At 77.3% G+C, this 19664-nt stretch carries 19 protein-coding genes and 1 riboswitch; of the genes, 14 read left to right on the top strand and 5 right to left on the bottom strand.

Features of this window, described 5'->3' with window-relative positions:
* The first annotated feature begins 108 nt into the window (after positions 1-108).
* Together ACWIZO_RS23785 and trpD are read left to right on the top strand one after the other, a co-directional pair.
* Positions 109-522, top strand: coding sequence for a hypothetical protein (locus ACWIZO_RS23785; protein WP_446761301.1), 414 nt, complete (start codon positions 109-111; stop codon positions 520-522).
* Positions 519-1574 carry an anthranilate phosphoribosyltransferase gene (gene trpD / locus ACWIZO_RS23780; RefSeq protein WP_448640063.1) on the top strand — a complete coding sequence of 352 codons (1056 nt, stop codon included), beginning with the start codon at positions 519-521 and terminating at the stop codon, positions 1572-1574. Before ACWIZO_RS23785 ends, trpD begins: the two co-directional genes overlap by 4 nt.
* On the opposite strand, the gene ACWIZO_RS23775 is transcribed toward trpD, so the two are convergent.
* Together ACWIZO_RS23775 and ACWIZO_RS23770 are read right to left on the bottom strand one after the other, a co-directional pair.
* Positions 1571-1858, bottom strand: coding sequence for an Lrp/AsnC family transcriptional regulator (locus ACWIZO_RS23775; RefSeq protein ID WP_448640062.1), 288 nt, complete (start codon positions 1856-1858; stop codon positions 1571-1573). The genes trpD and ACWIZO_RS23775 overlap by 4 nt on opposite strands.
* Complete coding sequence (locus ACWIZO_RS23770; protein ID WP_448640061.1) at positions 1855-3747, bottom strand: DEDD exonuclease domain-containing protein; 1893 nt, start codon at positions 3745-3747, stop codon at positions 1855-1857. Before ACWIZO_RS23770 ends, ACWIZO_RS23775 begins: the two co-directional genes overlap by 4 nt.
* Positions 3748-3909: 162 nt before the next feature.
* Here ACWIZO_RS23770 and ACWIZO_RS23765 point away from each other — a divergent pair, with 162 nt between their 5' ends.
* The 5 genes from ACWIZO_RS23765 (at position 3910) to ACWIZO_RS23745 (ending at position 10307) form a co-directional block, all read left to right on the top strand.
* A complete protein-coding gene (locus tag ACWIZO_RS23765) occupies positions 3910-5676 on the top strand; it encodes an NlpC/P60 family protein (protein ID WP_448640060.1) in 1767 nt (588 codons plus the stop codon).
* A 110-nt stretch (positions 5677-5786) separates the two neighbouring features.
* Positions 5787-6077 carry a hypothetical protein gene (locus ACWIZO_RS23760; RefSeq protein WP_448640059.1) on the top strand — a complete coding sequence of 97 codons (291 nt, stop codon included), beginning with the start codon at positions 5787-5789 and terminating at the stop codon, positions 6075-6077.
* A gap of 194 nt (positions 6078-6271) precedes the next feature.
* A riboswitch (cyclic di-AMP (ydaO/yuaA leader) is annotated at positions 6272-6437 on the top strand.
* 151 nt (positions 6438-6588) lie between these two features.
* Positions 6589-7662, top strand: a complete 1074-nt coding sequence (locus tag ACWIZO_RS23755; protein WP_448640058.1) for an NlpC/P60 family protein — start codon at positions 6589-6591, stop codon at positions 7660-7662.
* A gap of 219 nt (positions 7663-7881) precedes the next feature.
* Positions 7882-9162: a M48 family metalloprotease gene (locus tag ACWIZO_RS23750; RefSeq protein ID WP_448640057.1), complete on the top strand. Its 1281-nt coding sequence runs from the start codon at positions 7882-7884 to the stop codon at positions 9160-9162.
* Positions 9159-10307 (top strand): glycosyltransferase family 4 protein, encoded by a 1149-nt coding sequence (locus ACWIZO_RS23745; protein WP_448640056.1) that lies wholly within the window; start codon positions 9159-9161, stop codon positions 10305-10307. Before ACWIZO_RS23750 ends, ACWIZO_RS23745 begins: the two co-directional genes overlap by 4 nt.
* Here the strand turns inward: ACWIZO_RS23745 and ACWIZO_RS23740 are convergent.
* A complete protein-coding gene (locus ACWIZO_RS23740; protein WP_448640055.1) occupies positions 10298-12088 on the bottom strand; it encodes an AMP-dependent synthetase/ligase in 1791 nt (596 codons plus the stop codon). The genes ACWIZO_RS23745 and ACWIZO_RS23740 overlap by 10 nt on opposite strands.
* A 150-nt stretch (positions 12089-12238) precedes the next feature.
* On the opposite strand from ACWIZO_RS23740, the gene ACWIZO_RS23735 reads away from it, so the two are divergent.
* The 4 genes from ACWIZO_RS23735 to ACWIZO_RS23720 are packed head-to-tail and all read left to right on the top strand — an operon-like array spanning position 12239 to position 15207.
* Positions 12239-12670: an SRPBCC family protein gene (locus ACWIZO_RS23735; protein WP_448640054.1), complete on the top strand. Its 432-nt coding sequence runs from the start codon at positions 12239-12241 to the stop codon at positions 12668-12670.
* A gap of 6 nt (positions 12671-12676) precedes the next feature.
* Positions 12677-13834 carry an ArsA-related P-loop ATPase gene (locus ACWIZO_RS23730; RefSeq protein WP_448640053.1) on the top strand — a complete coding sequence of 386 codons (1158 nt, stop codon included), beginning with the start codon at positions 12677-12679 and terminating at the stop codon, positions 13832-13834.
* Entirely contained in the window at positions 13831-14217 is a 387-nt protein-coding gene (locus tag ACWIZO_RS23725) for a hypothetical protein (RefSeq protein ID WP_448640052.1), read from the top strand. Before ACWIZO_RS23730 ends, ACWIZO_RS23725 begins: the two co-directional genes overlap by 4 nt.
* Positions 14218-15207 carry an ROK family glucokinase gene (locus ACWIZO_RS23720; protein WP_448640051.1) on the top strand — a complete coding sequence of 330 codons (990 nt, stop codon included), beginning with the start codon at positions 14218-14220 and terminating at the stop codon, positions 15205-15207.
* A 96-nt stretch (positions 15208-15303) separates the two neighbouring features.
* On the opposite strand, the gene ACWIZO_RS23715 is transcribed toward ACWIZO_RS23720, so the two are convergent.
* Positions 15304-15999 carry a hypothetical protein gene (locus tag ACWIZO_RS23715; protein WP_448640050.1) on the bottom strand — a complete coding sequence of 232 codons (696 nt, stop codon included), beginning with the start codon at positions 15997-15999 and terminating at the stop codon, positions 15304-15306.
* Between the two features lie 169 nt (positions 16000-16168).
* Here ACWIZO_RS23715 and ACWIZO_RS23710 point away from each other — a divergent pair, with 169 nt between their 5' ends.
* Positions 16169-16933, top strand: coding sequence for a lysophospholipid acyltransferase family protein (locus ACWIZO_RS23710; protein ID WP_448640049.1), 765 nt, complete (start codon positions 16169-16171; stop codon positions 16931-16933).
* A gap of 93 nt (positions 16934-17026) precedes the next feature.
* The gene (locus tag ACWIZO_RS23705; protein WP_446761284.1) at positions 17027-17515 is read left to right on the top strand and encodes a polyadenylate-specific 3'-exoribonuclease AS; all 489 of its coding nucleotides are present in this window, start codon (positions 17027-17029) and stop codon (positions 17513-17515) included.
* A 138-nt stretch (positions 17516-17653) separates the two neighbouring features.
* On the opposite strand, the gene ACWIZO_RS23700 is transcribed toward ACWIZO_RS23705, so the two are convergent.
* A complete protein-coding gene (locus ACWIZO_RS23700) occupies positions 17654-18544 on the bottom strand; it encodes an NmrA family NAD(P)-binding protein (RefSeq protein ID WP_448640048.1) in 891 nt (296 codons plus the stop codon).
* Positions 18545-18620: 76 nt separating this feature from the next.
* Between ACWIZO_RS23700 and ACWIZO_RS23695 the strand changes: the two genes are divergently transcribed.
* Positions 18621-19643, top strand: a complete 1023-nt coding sequence (locus tag ACWIZO_RS23695) for an ATP-dependent 6-phosphofructokinase (RefSeq protein ID WP_448640047.1) — start codon at positions 18621-18623, stop codon at positions 19641-19643.
* Positions 19644-19664 lie beyond the last annotated feature (21 nt).

Here is a 19664-nt window from a genome sequence, read left to right as displayed (position 1 = left end):
CGACCGCGGGTGTGGTGGCGCGGCGGCGCCGTGACCGCCCCGAGACGTCCCCCGATCGGGTGCCGGGCGCCCCGGGCCGGGATCGCGGCTGCCACTAGGCTGCCGCAGGTGAGCGACGCGCCGGCCACCGTCCTGGTCTACAGCTCCCGGCCGGAGGTCCGCGAGGCCGTCCGCACCGCCGTCGGCCGCCGTCCGGCACCCGACGTCGGGCCGCTGACGTGGGTGGAGTGCGCGACCGGCGAGGACGTCGTCGACACCGTGGACGGCGGCGGCGTGGACCTCTGCGTCCTCGACGGCGAGGCCCAGCCCACCGGCGGCCTGGCGCTCTCGCGGCAGCTGGTCGTCGAGGTGGCCGACCGCCCGGCGATCTGCGTCCTCATCGCCCGCCAGCCCGACCGGTGGCTGGCGCACTGGTCGCGCGCCGACGGCACGCTGGCCCTGCCCATCGACCCCTTGACCGCACCGCAGGTCGTCGCCGGGCTGCTGCGCGACCGGGCGGCCCGGCGACCCGTCTCGCGGTGAGCGGCCGCTCTCCCGGGCCCACGTGGCCCGGGCTGCTCACGCGCCTGCTGGCCGGTGAGGACCTCGGCGCCGGCGACACGGCCTGGGCCATGCGCGAGGTGATGACCGGGGAGGCCACCCCCGCACAGGTGGCGGCGTTCGCCGTCGCGCTGCGGGCCAAGGGCGAGGCGCCGGCGGAGGTCGCCGGGCTGGCCGCCACCATGCTGGAGCGGGCGACGCCGGTGGACCTGCCGGTCGCCACGGTCGACGTCGTGGGCACCGGCGGGGACGGCGCGCACACGGTCAACATCTCCACGATGGCCGCTGTCGTGACCGCGGCCGCGGGCGCCCCCGTCGCCAAGCACGGCAACCGTGCGGCGTCGTCGTCCTCGGGGGCCGCCGACGTCCTGGAGGCCCTCGGCGTCGTCATCGACCTCCCGGCCCCGGCCGTGGCCCGCTGCGTGCAGGAGGCCGGGATCGGCTTCTTCTTCGCGCCCGTCTTCCACCCCGGCTTCCGGCACACCGCCGCGCCGCGGCGGGAGATGGGCATCGGCACGGTGTTCAACTTCCTCGGGCCGCTGACCAACCCGGCCCGCCCGGTGGCTGCCGCGATCGGCTGCGCCGACGTCCGCATGTCCCCGGTCCTCGCCGAGGTCGTCGCCGCCCGCGGCGGCCGGGCCCTGGTCTTCCGCGGCGACGACGGCCTCGACGAGCTCACCACCGCGACGACGTCGCGGGTGTGGGTGGCCCGCGACGGCGCGGTGACCCCGGGCGTGGTCGACCCCGCCGACCTCGGCATCGCCCCGGCCGGCCCGGACGCGCTGCGGGGAGGGGACCCGGCGCACAACGCCGACGTCTTCCGGCGGGTGGTGGGCGGTGAGCGGGGAGCGGTGCGCGACGCGGTGCTGCTCAACGCCGGCGCGGCGCTGACCGCCTTCGACGAGCGGGGCGGTGGGCTCACGGCGTCCCTGGCGGCGGGGGTGCAGCGGGCGGCCGCGGCCGTCGACGACGGCCGGGCGGCCGCGCTGCTCGAGCGCTGGGTGGCGGTCAGCCGGGCGGCGGCCGGACGCTAGTCGGCGTTCTCCAGGCCCAGGGAGAAGGCCGCCTCGAGGTCGTGCCGCGAGTAGGCGCGGAAGGCGATGTGGGTGTCGGTGTCGAGGACGCCGGGCACCTTGTTGATCCGGCCGGCGATCACCTCGGCGATCTGCTCGAACTCGCGGACCCGCACGACGGCGACGAGGTCGGCGTCACCAGCGACGGAGTACACCTCGCTGACCCCCTCGAGGTCGGCGATCGCCTGCGCCACCTCGCCGATCGCGTCGGTGGCCGCGTCGATCATCACGATGGCGGTGATCACGCCCGGGATGCTAGCGGCGCCGGGTGGGGGCCGCCCACGGTCGGCGCCCCTGCCGCCACCCGCTCGGGCCGCGCCCGGGTGCCCAGCTGCCGGCCGTCGGCGAACGGGTCACGCAGCGCCCGGCCGGCCTCCACGCGGGCGAGGAAACCGCTGAGGCCCCCGGTGCCGGGCGCGGCGCAGGCCAGCGTGCCGTGGACCTCGACCAGCCGGCTGCCCGGCTTCTCCATCCACCGCAGCACCAGCTCGGTCTCGTCGACGGAGGCGGCCAGCTCGCCGTCGGGACCGGTCGGCGTCTCGGCGGTGGCGCGCAGGCCGGCCAGCGCCTCGCGGACGGAGGACCCGCGGGCGGCGCCCCCCGCGGCCACCAGCCGGCCGCGCCGCACGATCGACAGGTGCCACCCGCCCGCGCCGTCGGGCCGGGCCAGCACCAGCTCGGGGACGGCGGCCAGGGACTCCAGGCGCTGGCGCCGGCGCACGGCACGCACCAGGACGGCGACCCGGTCGCGCAGCACCGCGGCGTCCTCGAAGCGCTCCTCCCCGGCCAGCCGGTCGACGCGGTCGAGCAGCGGGGAGACCAGCGCCTGCGGGTCGCCGGCCACCGCGGCGCGCAGCACCGCGGCGATCGCGGCGTACTCCTCGACCGACTGCGCCCCGGTGCAGGGAGCGCCGCAGCGGCCCATGCCCGCGAGCGCGCACGCGGCCGTGAGCACGCGCGGCGAGAGCCGGGAGGTGCACTGCCGCAGCGGCAGCGACTCGTGGATGGCCGCGGCGGCCGCGTCGGCCGCCCGCCGGTCGGCGAACGGGCCGAGGAACACGCCGGCGCCGGGGCGCACGCGCCGCACGGCCGACAGTCGCGGGAAGGGCTCGTCGGTGAGCCGCAGCCACAGCGCCCGCTCGGGGAACCGCGAGCGGCGGTTGTAGCGCGGCTTGTGCTCGGCGATGAGCCGCAGCTCCCGGACGGCGGCCTCGAGGTCGTGCGCGCAGGGGAGGGCGTCGACCCGCTCGGCGAGCGCGACCATCTCGGTCATCCGGCTGCGCTGTTCGCTGGAGGAGAAGTAGCTGCGCACCCGGGTGCGCAGGTCGTTCGACGTCCCGACGTAGAGCGGCTCGTCGCGCGGGCCGCGGAAGACGTAGACGCCGGGGCCGGGGGGGACGTGCTCGGCGAGGTGCCGCTTGCGCCGGCGCTCCGGGTCGACCTGGCGGGTCAGGCCGGTGAGCTCCTCGAGCGAGGTGACCCCGAGGGGGCCGAGCCGCTCGAACAGGCCGTGCAGGACGTCGACGGTCGCGCGGGCGTCGTCCAGCGCCCGGTGGCAGGGCGCGGTGGCGGCGGAGAAGAACGGCGCCAGGGTGGCCAGCTTGCAGTTGGGCACCTCGTCGCGGGAGAGCAGCCGACGGGCGAGGACGGCGGTGTCGACGGAGGCGGCCGCGGGCCAGGCGGTGCCGGTCTGGGCGCAGGCGGCCCGGAGGAAGCCGAGGTCGAACGGCGCGTTGTGCGCCACCAGCACCGCGCCGCGGGCGAACTCCAGGAAGGCCGGCAGCACCGCGCCGATCCGCGGGGCGGCGGCGACCATCGCGGTGGTGATGCCGGTGAGCACGCTGATGTAGGGCGGCACCTCGCAGCCGGGGTCGACCAGCGTCTGGAACTCCCCGAGCACCTCACCGCCGCGCACCTTCACCGCGCCGATCTCGGTGATCGCGCAGTCCTTGGGCGAGCCGCCGGTCGTCTCGAGGTCGACGACGACGAACGTGACCGCGGCCAGCGGCGTCCCCAGCTCGTCGATGGTGGCCTGGTGGGGGCGGGTGGGCTCCTGGCCGGGGTGCGTGGAGGCCTGCTCGTGCCGGGGGAGCCGGGACCCGGTGCCGCCGGGACGGGCGCTGGGAAGGGGCACGGCGGGACGGTAGGCCAGGGGTCGGACAGTCGTGGAACGCGACGCCCGGGACCGCTCCTCGTCCGGGAGGGGGAGAGGGCTCCGGATCGCTGGCGGGAGCCGGTGGTGGTGGTGGACGATCCCGCGACGGGCCGCGGTGGTCCGGGCAGACGAGGGGGTCCGATGCGCGCCCGCTCCCGGCGACGCGTCCTCCGGCGGGCGGCGCTCGCGGTGGCCGCCCCGGTGCTCGCGGTGCTGCTCGCCGTGCTGCTCGCGGCGCTGCTCGCCGTGGCGCCGGCGGGGCCGGCCGCCGCTGCGCCCAGCGACCAGCCCGGGAGCACCAGCGGGGTGCTCGACAGCGAGGCGCTCGACCGGCTGCAGCAGCGCGCCGCCGAGGTGCAGGCCGACCTGCAGCGGCGGCAGGCCGAGGTGGCCGGGGCGCGGCAGGCGCTCACCGGGGCGGAGGCCGCGGTCGCGGCCGCGCAGGCCGCCGTGGACGCCGCCGAGGACGAGCTGGGCCGCCTCCGGGCGGTGGTCGCGGAGTACGCCTCCGCGGTCTACCGCGACGGCGGCGCGCTCACCCCCCTCACCGTCCTGCTCGCCGGTGGCGACCCCGGCGACGTCGCCACGGCGCTCGGCTACCTCGAGGCGGTCGACGCGCACACCGCCGAGGTCGTCGGTGCGGCCGAACGGCAGCAGCGGGCCGCGCTGGCCCGGCAGGTGGCCGCCGACGCCACGCTGGCCGACGCGCAGGACCGGGCCGACCGGCTGACCGCGGAGGTGGGGGAGCTCGAGGCGGCCGCGGCCGCGGTCACCGGCGAGCTCGACGCCGCCCTGGGGGAGGTCGACCGGCAACTGGCGCAGCTCCAGCGGCAGCAGGTCGACGTCAACGCGCAGACGGCGCTCAACTGGCGGGCCCACCTCGGGGAGCTCGACGCGGCGGGGGTGCGGTCGCCGCCGGCCGCGGCCCTGCTCGACCCGGCGTCCGGCCTGCCGGCCGGGCTGGCGCCGGTGGGCGCGGCCGCCGGCGGGGTGCAGCGCGGCGCCGCGCTGCTGCCCCGCCAGCCGACGTCGCTGCTGGTGCTCCCCGCGGAGACCGTCGCGGCGGTCAGCACGGCGATGGCGGCGCTCGGCAGGCCCTACGCCCCCGGGACGGCCGGCCCGGACTCCTGGGACTGCGGCTCCCTGGTGTCCGCGGCCTACGGCGCCGCGGGCGTCGACCTGCCCGCCGACCAGGCCGGGCTCTACGCCGTCACCACGCCGGTCGACCCCGCCGACGTCCTGCCCGGGGACCTGGTGTTCCTCGGCACCCCGGAGGCCGGCCTCGGCCACGTCGGCATCGCCCTGGACCGGCAGACGATGCTGGCCGCCGACGGCCGGGCCGGTGCCGTCGTCGTCCGGCGGCTGCCCGCCGACCAGGTGCTGCGCGTCGGTCGCCCGAGCCTGGGGCCGCAGCCGGGGGAACCGGCGCCCGGGCCGACCGGGGGCGCGCTGCGGGTCGAGTGCGGCAACCCCGTGCACCCGCCGACGGTCGACGGCGCACGCGCCTGGGGCGGTTACCCCAACGGGTTGATCCCGCCGAGCGCCCTGTGCCCGCTGGGCGTGGCCGGCCACGCGCTGCGCTGCGACGCGGCCGCGGCCTGGCGGGCGATGAGCGCGGCGTTCACCGAGGCCTTCGGCGACCCGCTGTGCACCACCGACTCCTACCGCACCTACGCCGCGCAGGTGCGGCTGTACGGGGAGAAGCCGGCACTCGCGGCCGTGCCGGGCACGAGCAACCACGGCTGGGGGCTGGCGGTCGACCTGTGCGGGGGCGTGGAGGCCTTCGGCACCCCGCAGTACGCCTGGATGGTCGCCAACGCCGGCCGGTTCGGCTGGCTGCACCCCACGTGGGCCGACCCCGGCAACGGCCGCGAGGAGCCCTGGCACTGGGAGTACGCGGGCAGCTGAGCCGGGACTGTCGGTGGCCGTCCCTAGCGTCCGCGGCAACCGACAGGGAGACCGTCCCGACCGCGGCCCGCACCCGGGCGGCGCGGCCGGGACACCGGAGGGACACGGCCATGCTCATCGACTGCGACTCGTGCACCGCCCGCGGCGCCGGCTGCGCCGACTGCGTCGTCACCGCCCTGCTGGGCGCGCCACCGGGGGAGCGGGGCACCGAGCCCGTGCTGCTGCCGGTGCCCCCCGTCCCGGCCGCGCGGGCGTCAGGGGCCGACGACGTCGTGCTGCCCCGGCCGGGCGTGGTGGTGGAGCTCGACGACGTCGAGCGGCGCGCCGTCCGGGCGCTCGCCGAGGGCGGACTCGTGCCTCCGCTGCGTCACCGGCCGGCCCAGCGGCGGCGCACCGGCTGACACCAGGCTGAGCAGGGCGGACGGGGTGAGACACGGCCGAGGACGACGCACGGGAGTGGCGTCCTTCCTCACAGTGCGAGTTCTCACAGGTAACAGGACCCGCGTTTGTCACAACCTCATCACGTCCGTACGGTGGCCCCGTCCGGCCGGGTGGTCGTCACCCGATGCGAGGTGGCCTCGGCCGGGCACCGCCGAATCGCCGGACGCCGTCCCAAGGGGTGTGCGTCGGGTGAACCGGGGACCCACCGCAGCACTGGGGTGAGTTCTCGCGCGCGCCGGGACACCGGCGCGCGGGGGATAGGGCACGTCTTCCCGGCCCGAACCCGTCAGCTAACTCGGTAGGCGGTTGCTGAGGAAGAACGGAGAGCCGCCGCCCGTGGCGACCCCCCGCCCTGCCCTGGGGCATGCACGTCCACAGTCCACCGCCCGCCGCGCCACCGGTTCCACCGCCGGTCACACCGCCGGCCCGCACCGCCCCCCGTTGGTCCGCCGCCTCGGCCGGACCGCGCTCGTGGGCACCGCCGCCAGCCTGACGCTGGCCCTCCTCCCCGGCACCGCGACGGCCGATCCCGAGCAGGCGACCACGTCGGCGCAGGCCGCCCAGCTCGCCGCCGACGCCGGCCACCGGCTCGAGGTCGTCTCCGAGCAGGTCAACGAGGCCCGCGAGGTGCTCGCCCAGCAGCGGTCCGCCGCCGAGGAGGCCGACCGGGCCGTCGCCGACGCGCAGGCCCGGCTCGACTCCCTCGACAGGCAGATCCGCCAGGTGGCCCGCAGCGCCTACACCGGCGGCGACACGATGCCCGAGCTCGACCTGCTGATGACCAGCGAGTCGGCCGAGGACTTCGTCAGCCGGCTGGCCGTGCTCGACCGGATCGCCGGTCACACCACCGAGGTGCTGACCGAGGTGGGCGACGCCGCCGCCGCGGCCGACCGGGCCCAGGCCGACGCCGAGGCCGCCGAGGCCGCCGCGCAGCAGACCCTGGACGGCCTGACCGCCCAGGAGACGCAGCTCCGGGACGACGTCGCCGACTACCAGGCCCAGGTCGCCGCGCTCACCGCCGCGGAGCGGGAGGCGGCGGCCGCCGCGCAGGCGGCCCTCGCCGCCCAGCAGGCCGCCGCACAGCCGGCCCCCGCGGCACAGCAGGCTCCCACGGCGGGCGGCACGGTCGGCGACAGCGCCCCGGCGGCCCCGGCCGCGGCGGCACCCGCTCCGGCCCCGGCCGGTGGCGGCAGCGGCGCGGCCCAGGCGGCGGTGCGGACGGCGCTGGCCCAGGTGGGCGACGCCTACGTCTGGGGCGCCGGCGGTCCGGACGCCTTCGACTGCTCGGGTCTGACGCAGTACGCGTACGCCGCGGCGGGGATCAGCCTGCCGCACTCGAGCGGCATGCAGTCGCGGATGGGCACCGCCGTCTCGCGGTCGCAGCTGCAGCCCGGTGACCTGATCTTCTACTTCAGCCCGGTCAGCCACGTGTCGATGTACATCGGCAACGGCCAGATGGTGCACGCCGCGACCTCCAGCGAGCCGGTGAAGGTCGTGCCGGTCGACTCCATGGGCGGCATCACCGCCATGCGTCGCATCGCCTGAGGAAGGACCTCGCTGCCCCCGCCCCTCGCAGGCTCGCGGCGGGACCCGGGACGGAGCCGGCGGCGGTGTCCTCGACGGGACCGCTGGGCAGGCGGCGAGGGCCGCGGACCTGCGGGTCCCCGGCCCTCGCCGTGTCCCGGACAGTCCGTGCCGCTCGTGGTCCGGCCGTCGGCCGGGGCGTCCCGGGCCGGACGCGCGCGGCCACCTAGGATCGGCCGGGTGAGCGCGGCGGGCCGGGGAGGCGCTCGCGCCGCCCTGCTGGTCGCGGCCGTGCTCGGGGCCGCCCTCGTGGTCGTCATCGTCGTCCGGACGCCGTGGACGCTCCTGCCGCAGCCGCCCGGTGGCGTGACGCCGGTCAGCGCCGACGCGGGGCTGCCCGTCGACGTCGTCCGGCGGGCCCAGGCCCTGGCTGCCGAGATCCGCCCCGCCTCGCTGGCGGGCCTGCTGCTCGGGCTGGGCGTCTCGGTCCTGCTGGGCCTCACCCGGCTGGGCAGCCGGCTGGTGACGGCGGTCGCGCGGCCCCTCGGCGGACGCTGGCCGTGGCAGACGCTGCTCGGCACGGTCGTCCTCGTCGTGGTCGGACGGCTGGCCACGCTGCCGGTGTCGGCCTACGGCGAGGTGGTGCGGCACCGCTACGGGCTCTCCACCCGCTCGTGGCCGCTGTGGCTGCGCGACGTCGCCGTCTCCACCGCCATCGACGCCGGCCTCACCGCGCTGGCCCTGCTGGTGCTGGTCGCGCTGGCCCGGCGGGCACCGCGCACCTGGTGGGCGTGGACGGCGGCCGGAGCGGCCGTTCTCGTGGTGGCCGGCTCCTTCCTCTACCCCGTGGTCATCGAGCCGGCGTTCAACAGCTTCCAGCCGCTGCCGGCCGGCCAGCTGCGCACCGACCTGCTGGAGCTGGCCGAGGAGGGCGGGACGCCGGTCGAGGACGTGCTGGTCGCCGACGCCTCCCGGCGGACGACGTCCCTCAACGCCTACGTCTCCGGCTTCGGCTCGACCCGCCGCGTCGTCCTGTACGACACGCTGCTGGCCGACGTCCCCGACGACGAGACCGAGTCGATCGTCGCCCACGAGCTCGGCCACGTCGCCACCGACGACGTCCTCACCGGCACGCTGATGGGCGCACTCGGTGCGGCCGCCGCCGTCGCCCTGCTCGGCTGGCTGCTCGCCTGCCCGCCGCTGCTGCGGCGGACCGGGGCCGACTCCCCGGGCGACCCGCGCGTCGTGCCGCTGGTCCTGCTGCTCGCGGCCCTCGGCTCGTTCGTGGCCACCCCGGTGCAGAACGTCGTCTCCCGGCACGTGGAGGCGCGCGCCGACCTGCACGCCCTCGACCTGACCGGCGACGCCGCGGCGTTCATCGAGATGCAGCGCCGGCTGGCCGAGACCAACGTGTCCGACCCGAGCCCGCCGGCGCCGTGGCAGTGGTTCTTCGGCTCGCACCCGACGGCGGCGCAGCGGATCGCCCTGGCCGAGGACTGGCTGCGGCTGGGCGAGCGGTGAGCGGCTCCCGGCGCACCCTCGTCGTCACCAACGACCTCCCGCCGCGGCAGGGCGGCATCCAGACCTTCGTCGCCGCGCTGCTGGAGCGCCGGCCGCCCGACTCGCTGGTCGTGCTCGCCTCCCGCTCACCGGGCTGGGAGGCCCACGACGCGCGGCTGCCCTACCCCGTCGTCCGCCGGCCCACCGGGGTGCTGCTACCGACCCGTGCCACCGCGCGCGCGGCCGCCGCGCTGGCCGCCGGGCACGGCTGCGACACCGCCTTCTTCGGCGCGGCCGCCCCCCTGGGACTGCTCGCACCGGCGCTGCGCGCCGCGGGGGTGCGGCACCTGGTGGGCGCCACGCACGGCCACGAGACCGGCTGGGTGGCGCTGCCCGGGGCGCGGCAGCTGCTGCGCCGCATCGCCGGCGGTCTCGACGTGCTGACCTACATCAGCGAGTACACCCGCAGCCGCCTGGAGCCGGCGCTGGGCGGGCGGACGCGGCTCGCGCAGCTCCCGCCGGGGGTCGACGTCGACCGGTTCACCCCGGCCGCCGACGGGACCGCGGTGCGCCGGCGGTACGGGCTGGGGGACGGGCCGGTGGTGGTGTGCGTGTCGCGGCTGGTGCCCCGCAAGGGCCAGGACGTGCTGGTCGCCGCCTGGCCGGCGGTCCTGGCCCGGCACCCGGGCGCGCGGCTGCTGCTGGTGGGCGGCGGTCCGGACGAGGCGCGGCTGCGCCGGGCGGTGACCCGGCGCGGCCTGCACGGTTCCGTGGTGCTCACCGGACCGGTCGCGCCCCCGCAGCTGCCCGAGCACTACGCCGCCGGTGACGTGTTCGCGATGCCCTGCCGCACCCGCCGCGGCGGTCTGGACGTCGAGGGGCTGGGGATGGTCTACCTGGAGGCGGCGGCGTGCGGGCTGCCGGTCGTCGGCGGCACCTCCGGCGGGGCCCCGGAGGCGGTGCGCGACGGCGTGACCGGGACGGTCGTGGCCGAGCCCCGCTCCCCGGTGACGGTGGCCGCCGCGGTCACCGCTCTCCTCGACGACCCGGCGCGGGCGCGCGCGATGGGCGCCGCCGGGCGGGCGTGGGTGGAGCAGCGCTGGTCCTGGACGACGGTCGCCGCCACCTTCGCCGACCTGCTCGACGGTGAGGGGCCCTACCGGTAGAGCGCCTCGATCTCGGCGTCGAACTCCTTCACGACCACCGAGCGCTTGAGCTTCAGGCTCGGGGTGAGCATCCCGTTGTCCTCGGTGAAGTCCTGGGTCAGCACCCGGTACTCCTTGATCGCCTCGGCGTGCGAGACGGCCTTGTTGGCCTCGGCGACGGCGGCGTCCAGCTCGGCGTGCAGACCCGGGTCGTCGACCAGCTCGGCGACGGGCGTGTCGGCCGGCCTGCCCGTGGCCTCCAGCCACTGCGGCAGGGCCTCGGCGTCGAGCGTGACCAGCGCCGCGATGAACGGCCGCTGGTCGCCGACGACGATGCACTGGCTGACCAGCCGGTGCGCGCGCAGCCGGTCCTCCAGGACGGCGGGGGCGACGTTCTTGCCGCCGGCGGTCACCAGGATCTCCTTCTTGCGCCCGGTGATCCGGATGAAGCCGTCGGTGTCGATCTCGCCGAGGTCGCCGGTGTGGAACCAGCCCTCGGCGTCGACGGCCTCGGCGGTGGCCTGCGGGTTGGCCCAGTAGCCGCGCATGACGACGCCGCCGCGGAGCAGGATCTCGCCGTCGTCGGCGATGCGGGCGGCGACGCCGGGCAGCGGGCGGCCGACGGTGCCGATGCGCAGGGCGCCGTCGTGGTTGACCGACGCGGCCGCCGTGGTCTCGGTGAGGCCGTAGCCCTCGAACACGGTGACGCCGACGCCCCGGAAGAAGTGGCCCAGCCGCTCGCCGAGCGGCGCGCCACCGGAGATCGCGCCGGCGCACCGCCCGCCGAGCGCGGCCCGCAGCCGGCCGTAGACGAGCCGGTCGAACAGCGCGTGCTGCGCGCGCAGGGCCAGACCGGGGCCGCCGGTGTCCTGGGCGCGGGACCAGTCGACGGCCACCTGGGCGGCCCGGTCGAAGATCCTCCCCTTGCCGTCGGCGTCGGCCCTGGCCTTCGCGGAGTTGTAGACCTTCTCGAACACCCGCGGGACGGCGAGGACGAACGTCGGCCGGAACGCGCCGAGGTCCTCCAGCAGGTTCTTCACGTCCGGGGTGTGGCCGGTGACGGTGCGGGTCCGGACCGCGCCGACCTGCAGGACGCGGGCGAGCACGTGCGCCAGCGGGATGAACAGCAGCAGCGAGCCGTCCTCACCGAGGTAGCGGTCGAGCAGGGTGATCCCGTTGTCGATCTCGAAGAGGAAGTTGCCGTGGGTCAGCTCGCAGCCCTTGGGCCGGCCGGTGGTGCCGGAGGTGTAGATGAGCGTGGCCAGGCTGTCGGCGCCCAGCGTCGCCCGCCGGGCGGCGAGCTCGCTGTCGGGCACGTCGGCGCCGGCGGCGGTGAGCGTGCCGACCGCGTCGTCCTCGATGACGTAGAGCGGGCCGAGGTCGGGGGCCTGGTCGCGCACCGAGTCGACGGCGGCGGCGTGCTCGGCGCGCTCCACGACCGCGGCCGTGGCACCGGAGTCGGCGAGGATCCAGGCGACCTGGTCGGGGCTGGAGGTCTCGTAGACGGGGACGGTGACCGCGCCGGCGGTCCAGATGGCGAAGTCGAGGACGGGCCACTCGTAGCGGGTCTTGGCCTGCAGGGCGACCCGGTCACCGGCCTGCACGCCGGCCGCGACGAGCCCCTTGGCGACGCCGGCGACCTGCTCGCCGAACTCCCGCCACGTGACGTCCTCCCACCGGCCGTCGCGCTGGACGCGCAGACCGACCTCGTCTCCGTGCTCGGCGACGTTCTCGGCCAGCATGTCGGTGAGCGCCTGGCCGGGGGCCACCTCGGTCATCGCGGGGACGCTGTACTCGCGCACGCCTCGTCCTTCCTCCCCGCTCGGCCGGGGCGCCGGTGCCGCCGGTCCGTGCGGGACACGTCCCGCCGAATCTACCGGGGCGTTCCTACCGGCGAGTAGCGACCGAACGGGCGGACCTGCGGCCCGACGGGCAGCGGTTAGCCTCTGCGCATGGCCGAGCAGTCCACCCAGTCGATCGTCGTCTCGGCTCCGCCGACCGACGTCATGGCGGTGATCGCCGACTTCCCGGCCTATCCGCAGTGGGTGCAGGCGGCCAAGACCGTCGAGGTGCTCGAGACCGGCCCCGACGGGCGGGCCCGGCGGGTGCGCTTCGTCATCGACGCCACCGTCCTCAGCGACGACTACGTCCTCGACTACACGTGGGACGACGACCGGCAGGTCTCCTGGACCCTGGTCAGCAGCAGGCTGATGAAGCGCCAGGACGGCTCCTACACGCTGCGCGAGGCCGGCAGTGGCACCGAGGTGACCTACCGGCTCACCGTCGACATGGCGATCCCGATGATCGGGCTGCTCAAGCGCCGGGCGGAGAAGGTCGTCCTCGACACCGCGCTCAAGGAGCTCAAGAAGCGCGTCGAGGGCTGAGCCGGCGTGCCGATCCTGCTGTTCACCGGTCCCGGCGGAGCCGGCACCACGACCCTCGCCGCGGCCGCCGCCGTGCGCGCCGCCCGCGCCGGGCGGCGCACGGTGCTGGTCACCCGGCAGGACCCGCCGTCCGGGACGGCGGCGCAGCCGGGCCTCGACGTCGTCCGGCCCGGTCCGCAGGACGGGCTGGAGGCGCTGTGGGCCGGGTGGGCCGCCGATCTCGCGACCGCCGTCCCCGACCTCGTCCTGCCGCCGGCCACGTCGGTGGTGCCGGTGCCCGGCGCCGGTGAGCTCGCGCTGCTCGCGGCCCTCGGCCGCGTCGCCGGGGACGGGAGCCCGGCCGACCTCGTGGTCCTCGACGCCGGGCCGCTGGAGGCGGCGGCGGGGCTGGTCGCCCTGCCTGGTGCGCTGCGCTGGTGGCTGGAGCAGGCGGTGCCCACCCGGGTGCGGGTGCTGGGCGCCGTCCGGTCCGCCGCCGTCCGTGCCGGCACGCTGCGCCGCGGCGCGGCCGACGTCGCCCTCGGCGCGGTGTCCGCGCTGGAGGCGCTGCTGGACCGCCTGACCCTGACCGACCCCGCGCGCACCGCCGTCTGGCTGGTGGCCCCGCCGCGGCCGGCCGCCGTCACGGCCGTGCGCACCGCGACGACGGCGCTCGCCGTGCACGGGCAGCGCCCCGTCGGCGTGCTGGCCCGCGTCCTCCCCGGGGGCGGGGCCGGGCCGTGGTGGGCCGTGCGGGCCGCCGACGAGGAGGCGGCGCTGGACGCGCTCGCCGGCGTCGCCCCGCTGCGGACGGTGCCCGAGTCGGCGCGGGCCCCCGAGGACGCCGACGCGCTGGCCGCGCTGCTGGAGGACCTGCCCGACCCGGCCGGCACCGCCCCGTCCCTGGCGCCCGAACGCGTCGACGGCGGCTGGCGGCTGGCCCTGCCGCTGCCCTTCGCCGAGCGGGCGGGGGTGGCGCTAACCCGCTGGGCGGACGACCTGGTGGTGACCGCGGCCGGCACCCGCCGCTCGATCCGCCTGGACCCGCTGCTGCGCCGGTGCGTCGTGACCTCGGGCAGCCTCGCCGACCCGGGCACCGCCGCGGCGCGACTGGACGTGGGGTTCGCAGCGGACCCGCAGCTGTGGCCGGCCGACCTGCTGGCGGCCGAGGGGAGGACGCGGTGAGCGAGGGAACCGACTGGCTCGACCAGGCGCGGCGGCTCGTGGCCGGTCTGGGACAGACCTGGACCGAGGCCTGGGCCGAGGTGCGGACCGAGGCCCGCGAGGAGGGCGGCGCCGGGCAGGGCGGCCACGTGCCCGGCGGCGACTGCCGCTGGTGCCCGGTGTGCCAGCTGGCCGTCGTCGCCCGCCGGCCGGAGGTGTCCGCGGCGCTGGCCGACGTCCTCATGACCGCCGCGGCGGCGCTGCGTGCCGTCGCCGACGCGGAACCGGACCCGGGACCCGGTGCGCCGACAGGGCCGGGCGCCGGTCAGGATCTCGGTCCGGACGCCGACACCCCGGCCGCGGCACCGCCGGCCGCACCCGTCCAGCACATCGAGATCGGCTGAGTGGCCACCGGTAGCGACCCCGCCGGGCTGCCCGCCCTCGGGGTCGACGTCGGCGGCACCAAGGTGGCCGGTGGCGTCGTCGCGCCCGACGGCACCGTGCTCGCCACCGCCCGCCGGTCGACCCCGACCGCCTCGGTCGTCGAGACCGAGGCCGCCGTCGCCGAGGTGGTCGCCGAGCTCGCCGACGGGCACGGCGGGCCGATGGCCGCGGTGGGCGTGGGCGCGGCCGGGTGGTTCGACCGCACGGGGGACGTCGTCCTGTTCAGCCCCCACCTGGCCTGGCGGCACAGCTCCCTGCGGCGCGACCTCGCCGCGCGGCTGCAGCGGCCGGTGTGGGTGGGCAACGACGCCGACGCCGCTGCCTGGGCCGAGTACCGCTTCGGCGCCGCCCGGGGCGCCGACCTCGCCCTCTGCGTCACGCTCGGCACCGGGATCGGCGGCGGCATCGTCGCCGGCGGCCGGCTGCAGCGCGGCGCGCACGGCGTCGCGGGGGAGTGGGGCCACATGCGCGTGGTCCCCGACGGCCGGCTGTGCCCGTGCGGCAACCGCGGCTGCTGGGAGCAGTACGCCAGCGGCAGCGCCCTGGCCACCACCGCCCGCGAGGTGGCCACCCGGTCACCGGCCGCGGCGGCCCGGCTGCTCGACCGGGTCGACGGTGACGCCGCCCGCCTCACCGGTGAGGACGTCGCCCGGGCCGCGGCCGAGGGCGACCCGGTCGCGCTGAGCCTGGTCAGCGACGTCGGCGAGTGGCTCGGGCAGGGCATCGCCGACCTGGCCGCGGTCCTCGACCCCGACGTCGTGGTCATCGGCGGCGGGGTCAGCGTGCTGGGGGAGATGGTGCTGCGGCCCGCGCGCGAGCGCCTCGACCGGGCGCTGCCCGGTCGCGGCTTCCGGCCGGGCCCGCGGGTCGTGGGTGCCGCGCTCGGGGCCCAGGCCGGCCTGGTCGGCGCCGCGGACCTGGCGCGCGCCGCGGCCTGCGACGGCGGCTGACGCAGGCGCCCTCGGCCCGCGCGAGCTGGTCGGGATCGGCCCTCCTGCAGGGTCCTGCCGCGAGCGGAGCGAGTGGTGGGGCAGGAGGACCCTCCCTCAGACGACGGCGCCGTCGTCGCCGTCGTCGGTGGACCGCTCGCGCATCCGCGAGAGGAACAGCCCCGCACTGCCCACCAGGGCGGCCACGCCGAGCACCAGGCCCGTGTCGGTGGTCAGGCCGAGCACCCCTGGCGCGCCGACCAGCACCGCGCCGGCGGCGGCGAGCAGGACCGCGTACAGCGTCGAGGGGGAGGGCAGCGGCACCGGGGGCGGCGGCGGGGGCTCGTAGTGCTCCTCGCCGACCGGTTCCTCCTCCGGCACCGCGGCCGCGGCGGGGGCCGGCGTGGGCGTCTCGACGACGGTGCGTCCGTGCTCGGCCTCGTACGCCGCGACGATGCGCGCCCACTCGGCGTCCTCGTCGAGGTCCCGGCGGACGGTGCGCCGCTCGGCCGCCGGGCCGCGCACCGCCTCGGCCGGCGCGTGCTCATCGGCGTGCCGGTCGACCAGGGACCGGCCCTCGCCCACCCGCGCCCGGTCGACGAAGAGCCGGTCGGCCGGCGGGCTGGGGAGGGACACGTTGCGGGTGTAGGGCTCCACGTCGGCGGCCGGTTCCAGGTAGGCGGCGATCCCGGCCTCGCGCAGCACGTCGAGCAGGTGCTCGCCCACCCGGGGGTCGACGTCGCGCAGCGGCGACCACAGCGCGGCGTCCAGACCGTTGTCGCGGCGGCCCCGGCCGCGCCGCGGGCCGGTCACGAACGCGTCCCGGTGGCAGGCACCCGCCACCCGGTCGGCCGGTCTCCAGCCACGGTGGTCCTCCTCGACGTCCGGCGGCGGTGCCGCCCGGCGGGCTGGGGAAACGCGCCCGGGGTCCGATTGTCGGCTGGGCACCCGGCTCCCTAGTCTGGCAGTTCCACAGGGAGGCGTGTTGTTCTACTGGTTCCTCAAGTACGTGGCGATCGGCCCGGTCGCGAAGCTGGTCTTCCGGCCCCGGGCGGAGGGCCGTGAGCACGTGCCGGCGACCGGCGCGGCGATCCTCGCGGGCAACCACCTGTCGGCGTCCGACTGGGTCTTCATGCCGCTGTCGCTGCGGCGCCGGGTCACCTTCCTCGCCAAGGCCGAGTACTTCACCGGGACCGGCGTCACGGGCCTCCTGCGGCGGGCCTTCTTCGCCGGCGCCGGGCAGGTGCCGATCGACCGCTCCAGCGCCACCGCCGCCGAGGGCGCCATCCGCACCGGCATCGAGATGCTGCGCCAGGGCCGGCTGCTGGGCATCTACCCGGAGGGCACGCGCTCGCCCGACGGCCGGCTGTTCCGCGGGAAGACCGGCGTGGCGCGGATGGCGCTGGAGACCGGCGTCCCGGTCGTCCCGCTGGCGATGACCTACACCCCGCGCCGCGGGCCGCTCGGGCGCCGGCTGTTCCGGGTCTCGGTGCGCTTCGGCGAGCCGCTCGACTTCTCCCGCTACGAGGGCCTGGCCGGGGACCGCTACGTCGAGCGGTCGATCACCGACGAGATCATGTACGAGATCATGACGCTGTCGGGCCAGGAGTACGTCGACGTCTACGGCACGACGGTCAAGAAGACCATGGACGCCACGGGGGCCAGCGCCGCCGACGTCGTCGGCCGGCTGCAGCCCCCGGCCGACGAGGCCGGGGACCGCTGTCCCCCGGAGTCACTGGCCGGCTGAAGAAGGACCCCCTGCCCCCACACCTCGCTCCGCTCGGTGCGGGACCCTGCAGGGGGCCGTTCCAGCACGTCACGAGGCACCTACGGTGGGCGCGTGCGCCGGTACTTCTACGACACCGAGTTCATCGAGGACGGCACGACGATCGACCTCGTCTCCATCGGCGTCGTCGACGAGACCGGCCGGGAGTTCTACGCGGTCAGCACCGAGTTCGACGAGCGCCGGGCCATCCCGTGGGTGCGCCGCAACGTGCTCGACCAGCTGCCGCCGCCGGCCGACCGGGCGTGGCGCAGCCGGCAGCGCATCCGCGACGACCTGCTCGCCTTCCTCACCGGTCCCGGCGAGGAGGTGGAGCTGTGGGCGTGGTTCGCCGCCTACGACCACGTGGCGCTGGCCCAGCTGTGGGGGCCCATGACGGCGCTGCCCCGGGCGGTGCCCCGGTTCACCCGTGAGCTGCGGCAGCGGTGGGACGACGTCGGCCGGCCCGGGCTGCCGCCCAAGCCGGCGGGCACGCACGACGCGCTGGTCGACGCGCGGTACAACCTCGCGCGGTGGCGGGTGATGGAGGCCGTCCGGGACCGCTGAGCAGCGGGTCCGGACCGCCTCCGGACCGTGGCTGCACCGGTTCCCCGCGGACTCCCCGGGCCCGATCGGAGCGGCACGGCACGGACCGAGCCGGCGGAGCCGCCGGGTGGGACGGCGCGAGGCCCTCCCCCGAGGGGATCAGCCGACCAGCGGCGCCCAGTCCTCCGGGTGCGCCCGGAGGTGCTCGGCCACCGTGCGGGCGGGGTGCCCGGTCAGCCGCGGCACCGCGTCGGTCACGGCCGCCATCTCGCCGGCGGCGATGGCCAGGTAGCTGCTCACCCAGCCCTCTATCTCCCAGTCGGGGTGCCCGGACGGGCGGCGGGTGGCCCACGCCTCCTCGACGCTCTGCTGCCGGTACTCGGCCGGCAGCCCGGTGACCTCGGTGAGGACGGCGGCGGCCTCGGCCAGGGACAGCGCCGCGGGGCCGGTGACGTCCAGCGCCCGTCCGTCGAGGTCGCCGGAGTCGTCGAGCAGGACGGCGGCGGCGACGTCGGCCAGGTCGTCGCGGGAGACGAAGGACGCCCGCCCGTCGCCGGCCGGGGCGGCGATCACCGCGCGGCCGTCCTCGACGGTGGCGAGGAAGCCGACGAAGTCGGCGTACATGCCGTGTCGCAGGGCGGTCCACCGGGCGCCGGTGGCCGCGATCGCCCGCTCGGTGGCCGCGTGGTGGCGGGCCAGGGTGAAGACGGCGTCGTCGGCGGCGCCGGTGAAGGAGGTGTAGACGATCCGCGACACCCCGGCGTCCGCGGCGGCGGAGACGGCGGTGAGGTGCTGCTGCACGCGGTCCTCGGCCTCGGCGGCGGAGACGAGGTAGAGCGTGTGCACGCCGTCCAGCGCCGCGGCCAGACCGGCCCGGTCGCGGTAGCCGCCGGGGTTCTCGACGACCTCCGAGCCGGGGAGGAACCGGGCGCGGCCGGCGTCGCGCACCACCAGCCGCAGGTCGACGTCGGCCCCCGCGCCGGCCACCCGCTCGGCCACCCTGCGGCCGAGCACGCCGGTGGCCCCCGTGACGGCGATCACCCGGCGCACGCGACGTGCTCCTCGACCTGCGGCATCATGACGCCGACCAACGACCGAACAGACCGGGATCTTCCTGGAGGCAGCCATGCGGATCGGCATCCTGACCGGCGGAGGTGACTGCCCCGGCCTCAACGCCGTCATCCGCGCCGTCGTCCGCAGGAGCACCGAGTGCGGGGACGAGGTGGTCGGCTTCCGCGACGGGTGGCGCGGCGTCCTGGAGGACGACGCCGTCCTCCTCGACCTCGCCGCCGTCCGCGGACTGCTGCCGCGGGGTGGCACCGTGCTGGGGACCTCGCGCACCAACCCCTACGCGCTGGAGGGCGGTCCCGACCGGGTGCGGGCCACCCTGGCCCGGCGCGGCATCGACGCGCTCGTGCCGGTGGGCGGCGAGGACACCCTCGGCGTCGCGGCCCGGTTGGCCGACGGCGGCCTCCGGGTGGTGGGCGTGCCCAAGACGATCGACAACGACCTCGACGCCACCGACTACACGTTCGGGTTCGACACCGCCGTCGGCGTCGCGATGGAGGCCATCGACCGGCTGCACACCACCGGCGACAGCCACCACCGCACGCTCGTGGTCGAGGTGATGGGCCGGCACGCCGGGTGGATCGCGCTGCACGCGGGGATGGCCGGCGGCGCGAACGTCGTGCTGATCCCCGAGCGCCCGTTCGACGTCGACGCGGTGGTGGCGCACTGCCTGCACCGCTTCGAGTCCGGCTACTCGCCGATCGTCGTCGTCTCCGAGGGCGCCCGGCCCGCCGACGGTGACCTGGTCACCTCCACCGGCCAGACCGACGCCTTCGGGCACGTCCGGCTCGGCGGCGTCGGCGCCGCGCTGGCCGCCGTCCTGGAGGAGCGGACCGGCCGGGAGGCGCGCGCGGTCGTGCTCGGGCACGTCCAGCGCGGGGGCACGCCCTCGGCCTTCGACCGGGTGCTGGCCACCCGCTTCGGCCTGGCCGCCGTCGAGGCCGTCCGCGCCGGGCAGTCGGGGGTCATGGTGGCGCTGCGGGGCACCGACGTCGTCCCGGTCCCGATCGCCGAGGCTACCGCCCGGCTGAAGCTCGTCCCCCTGGAGCGTTACGCGGAGGCGGAGGTCTTCTTCGGCTGAGGGGCCCCCGTACCCTCGGGG

The organism is Geodermatophilus sp. URMC 63 (assembly GCF_053502565.1).
This window is presented reverse-complemented; position numbering and strand designations above follow the sequence as displayed.

Bases quoted from the DNA above. Each gene is read 5' to 3' on its own strand.
- ACWIZO_RS23765 (WP_448640060.1), top strand. From the start codon at position 3,910: ATGCGCGCCCGCTCCCGGCGACGCGTCCTCCGGCGGGCGGCGCTCGCG.
- ACWIZO_RS23760 (WP_448640059.1), top strand. From the start codon at position 5,787: ATGCTCATCGACTGCGACTCGTGCACCGCCCGCGGCGCCGGCTGCGCC.
- ACWIZO_RS23735 (WP_448640054.1), top strand. From the start codon at position 12,239: ATGGCCGAGCAGTCCACCCAGTCGATCGTCGTCTCGGCTCCGCCGACC.
- ACWIZO_RS23695 (WP_448640047.1), top strand. From the start codon at position 18,621: ATGCGGATCGGCATCCTGACCGGCGGAGGTGACTGCCCCGGCCTCAAC.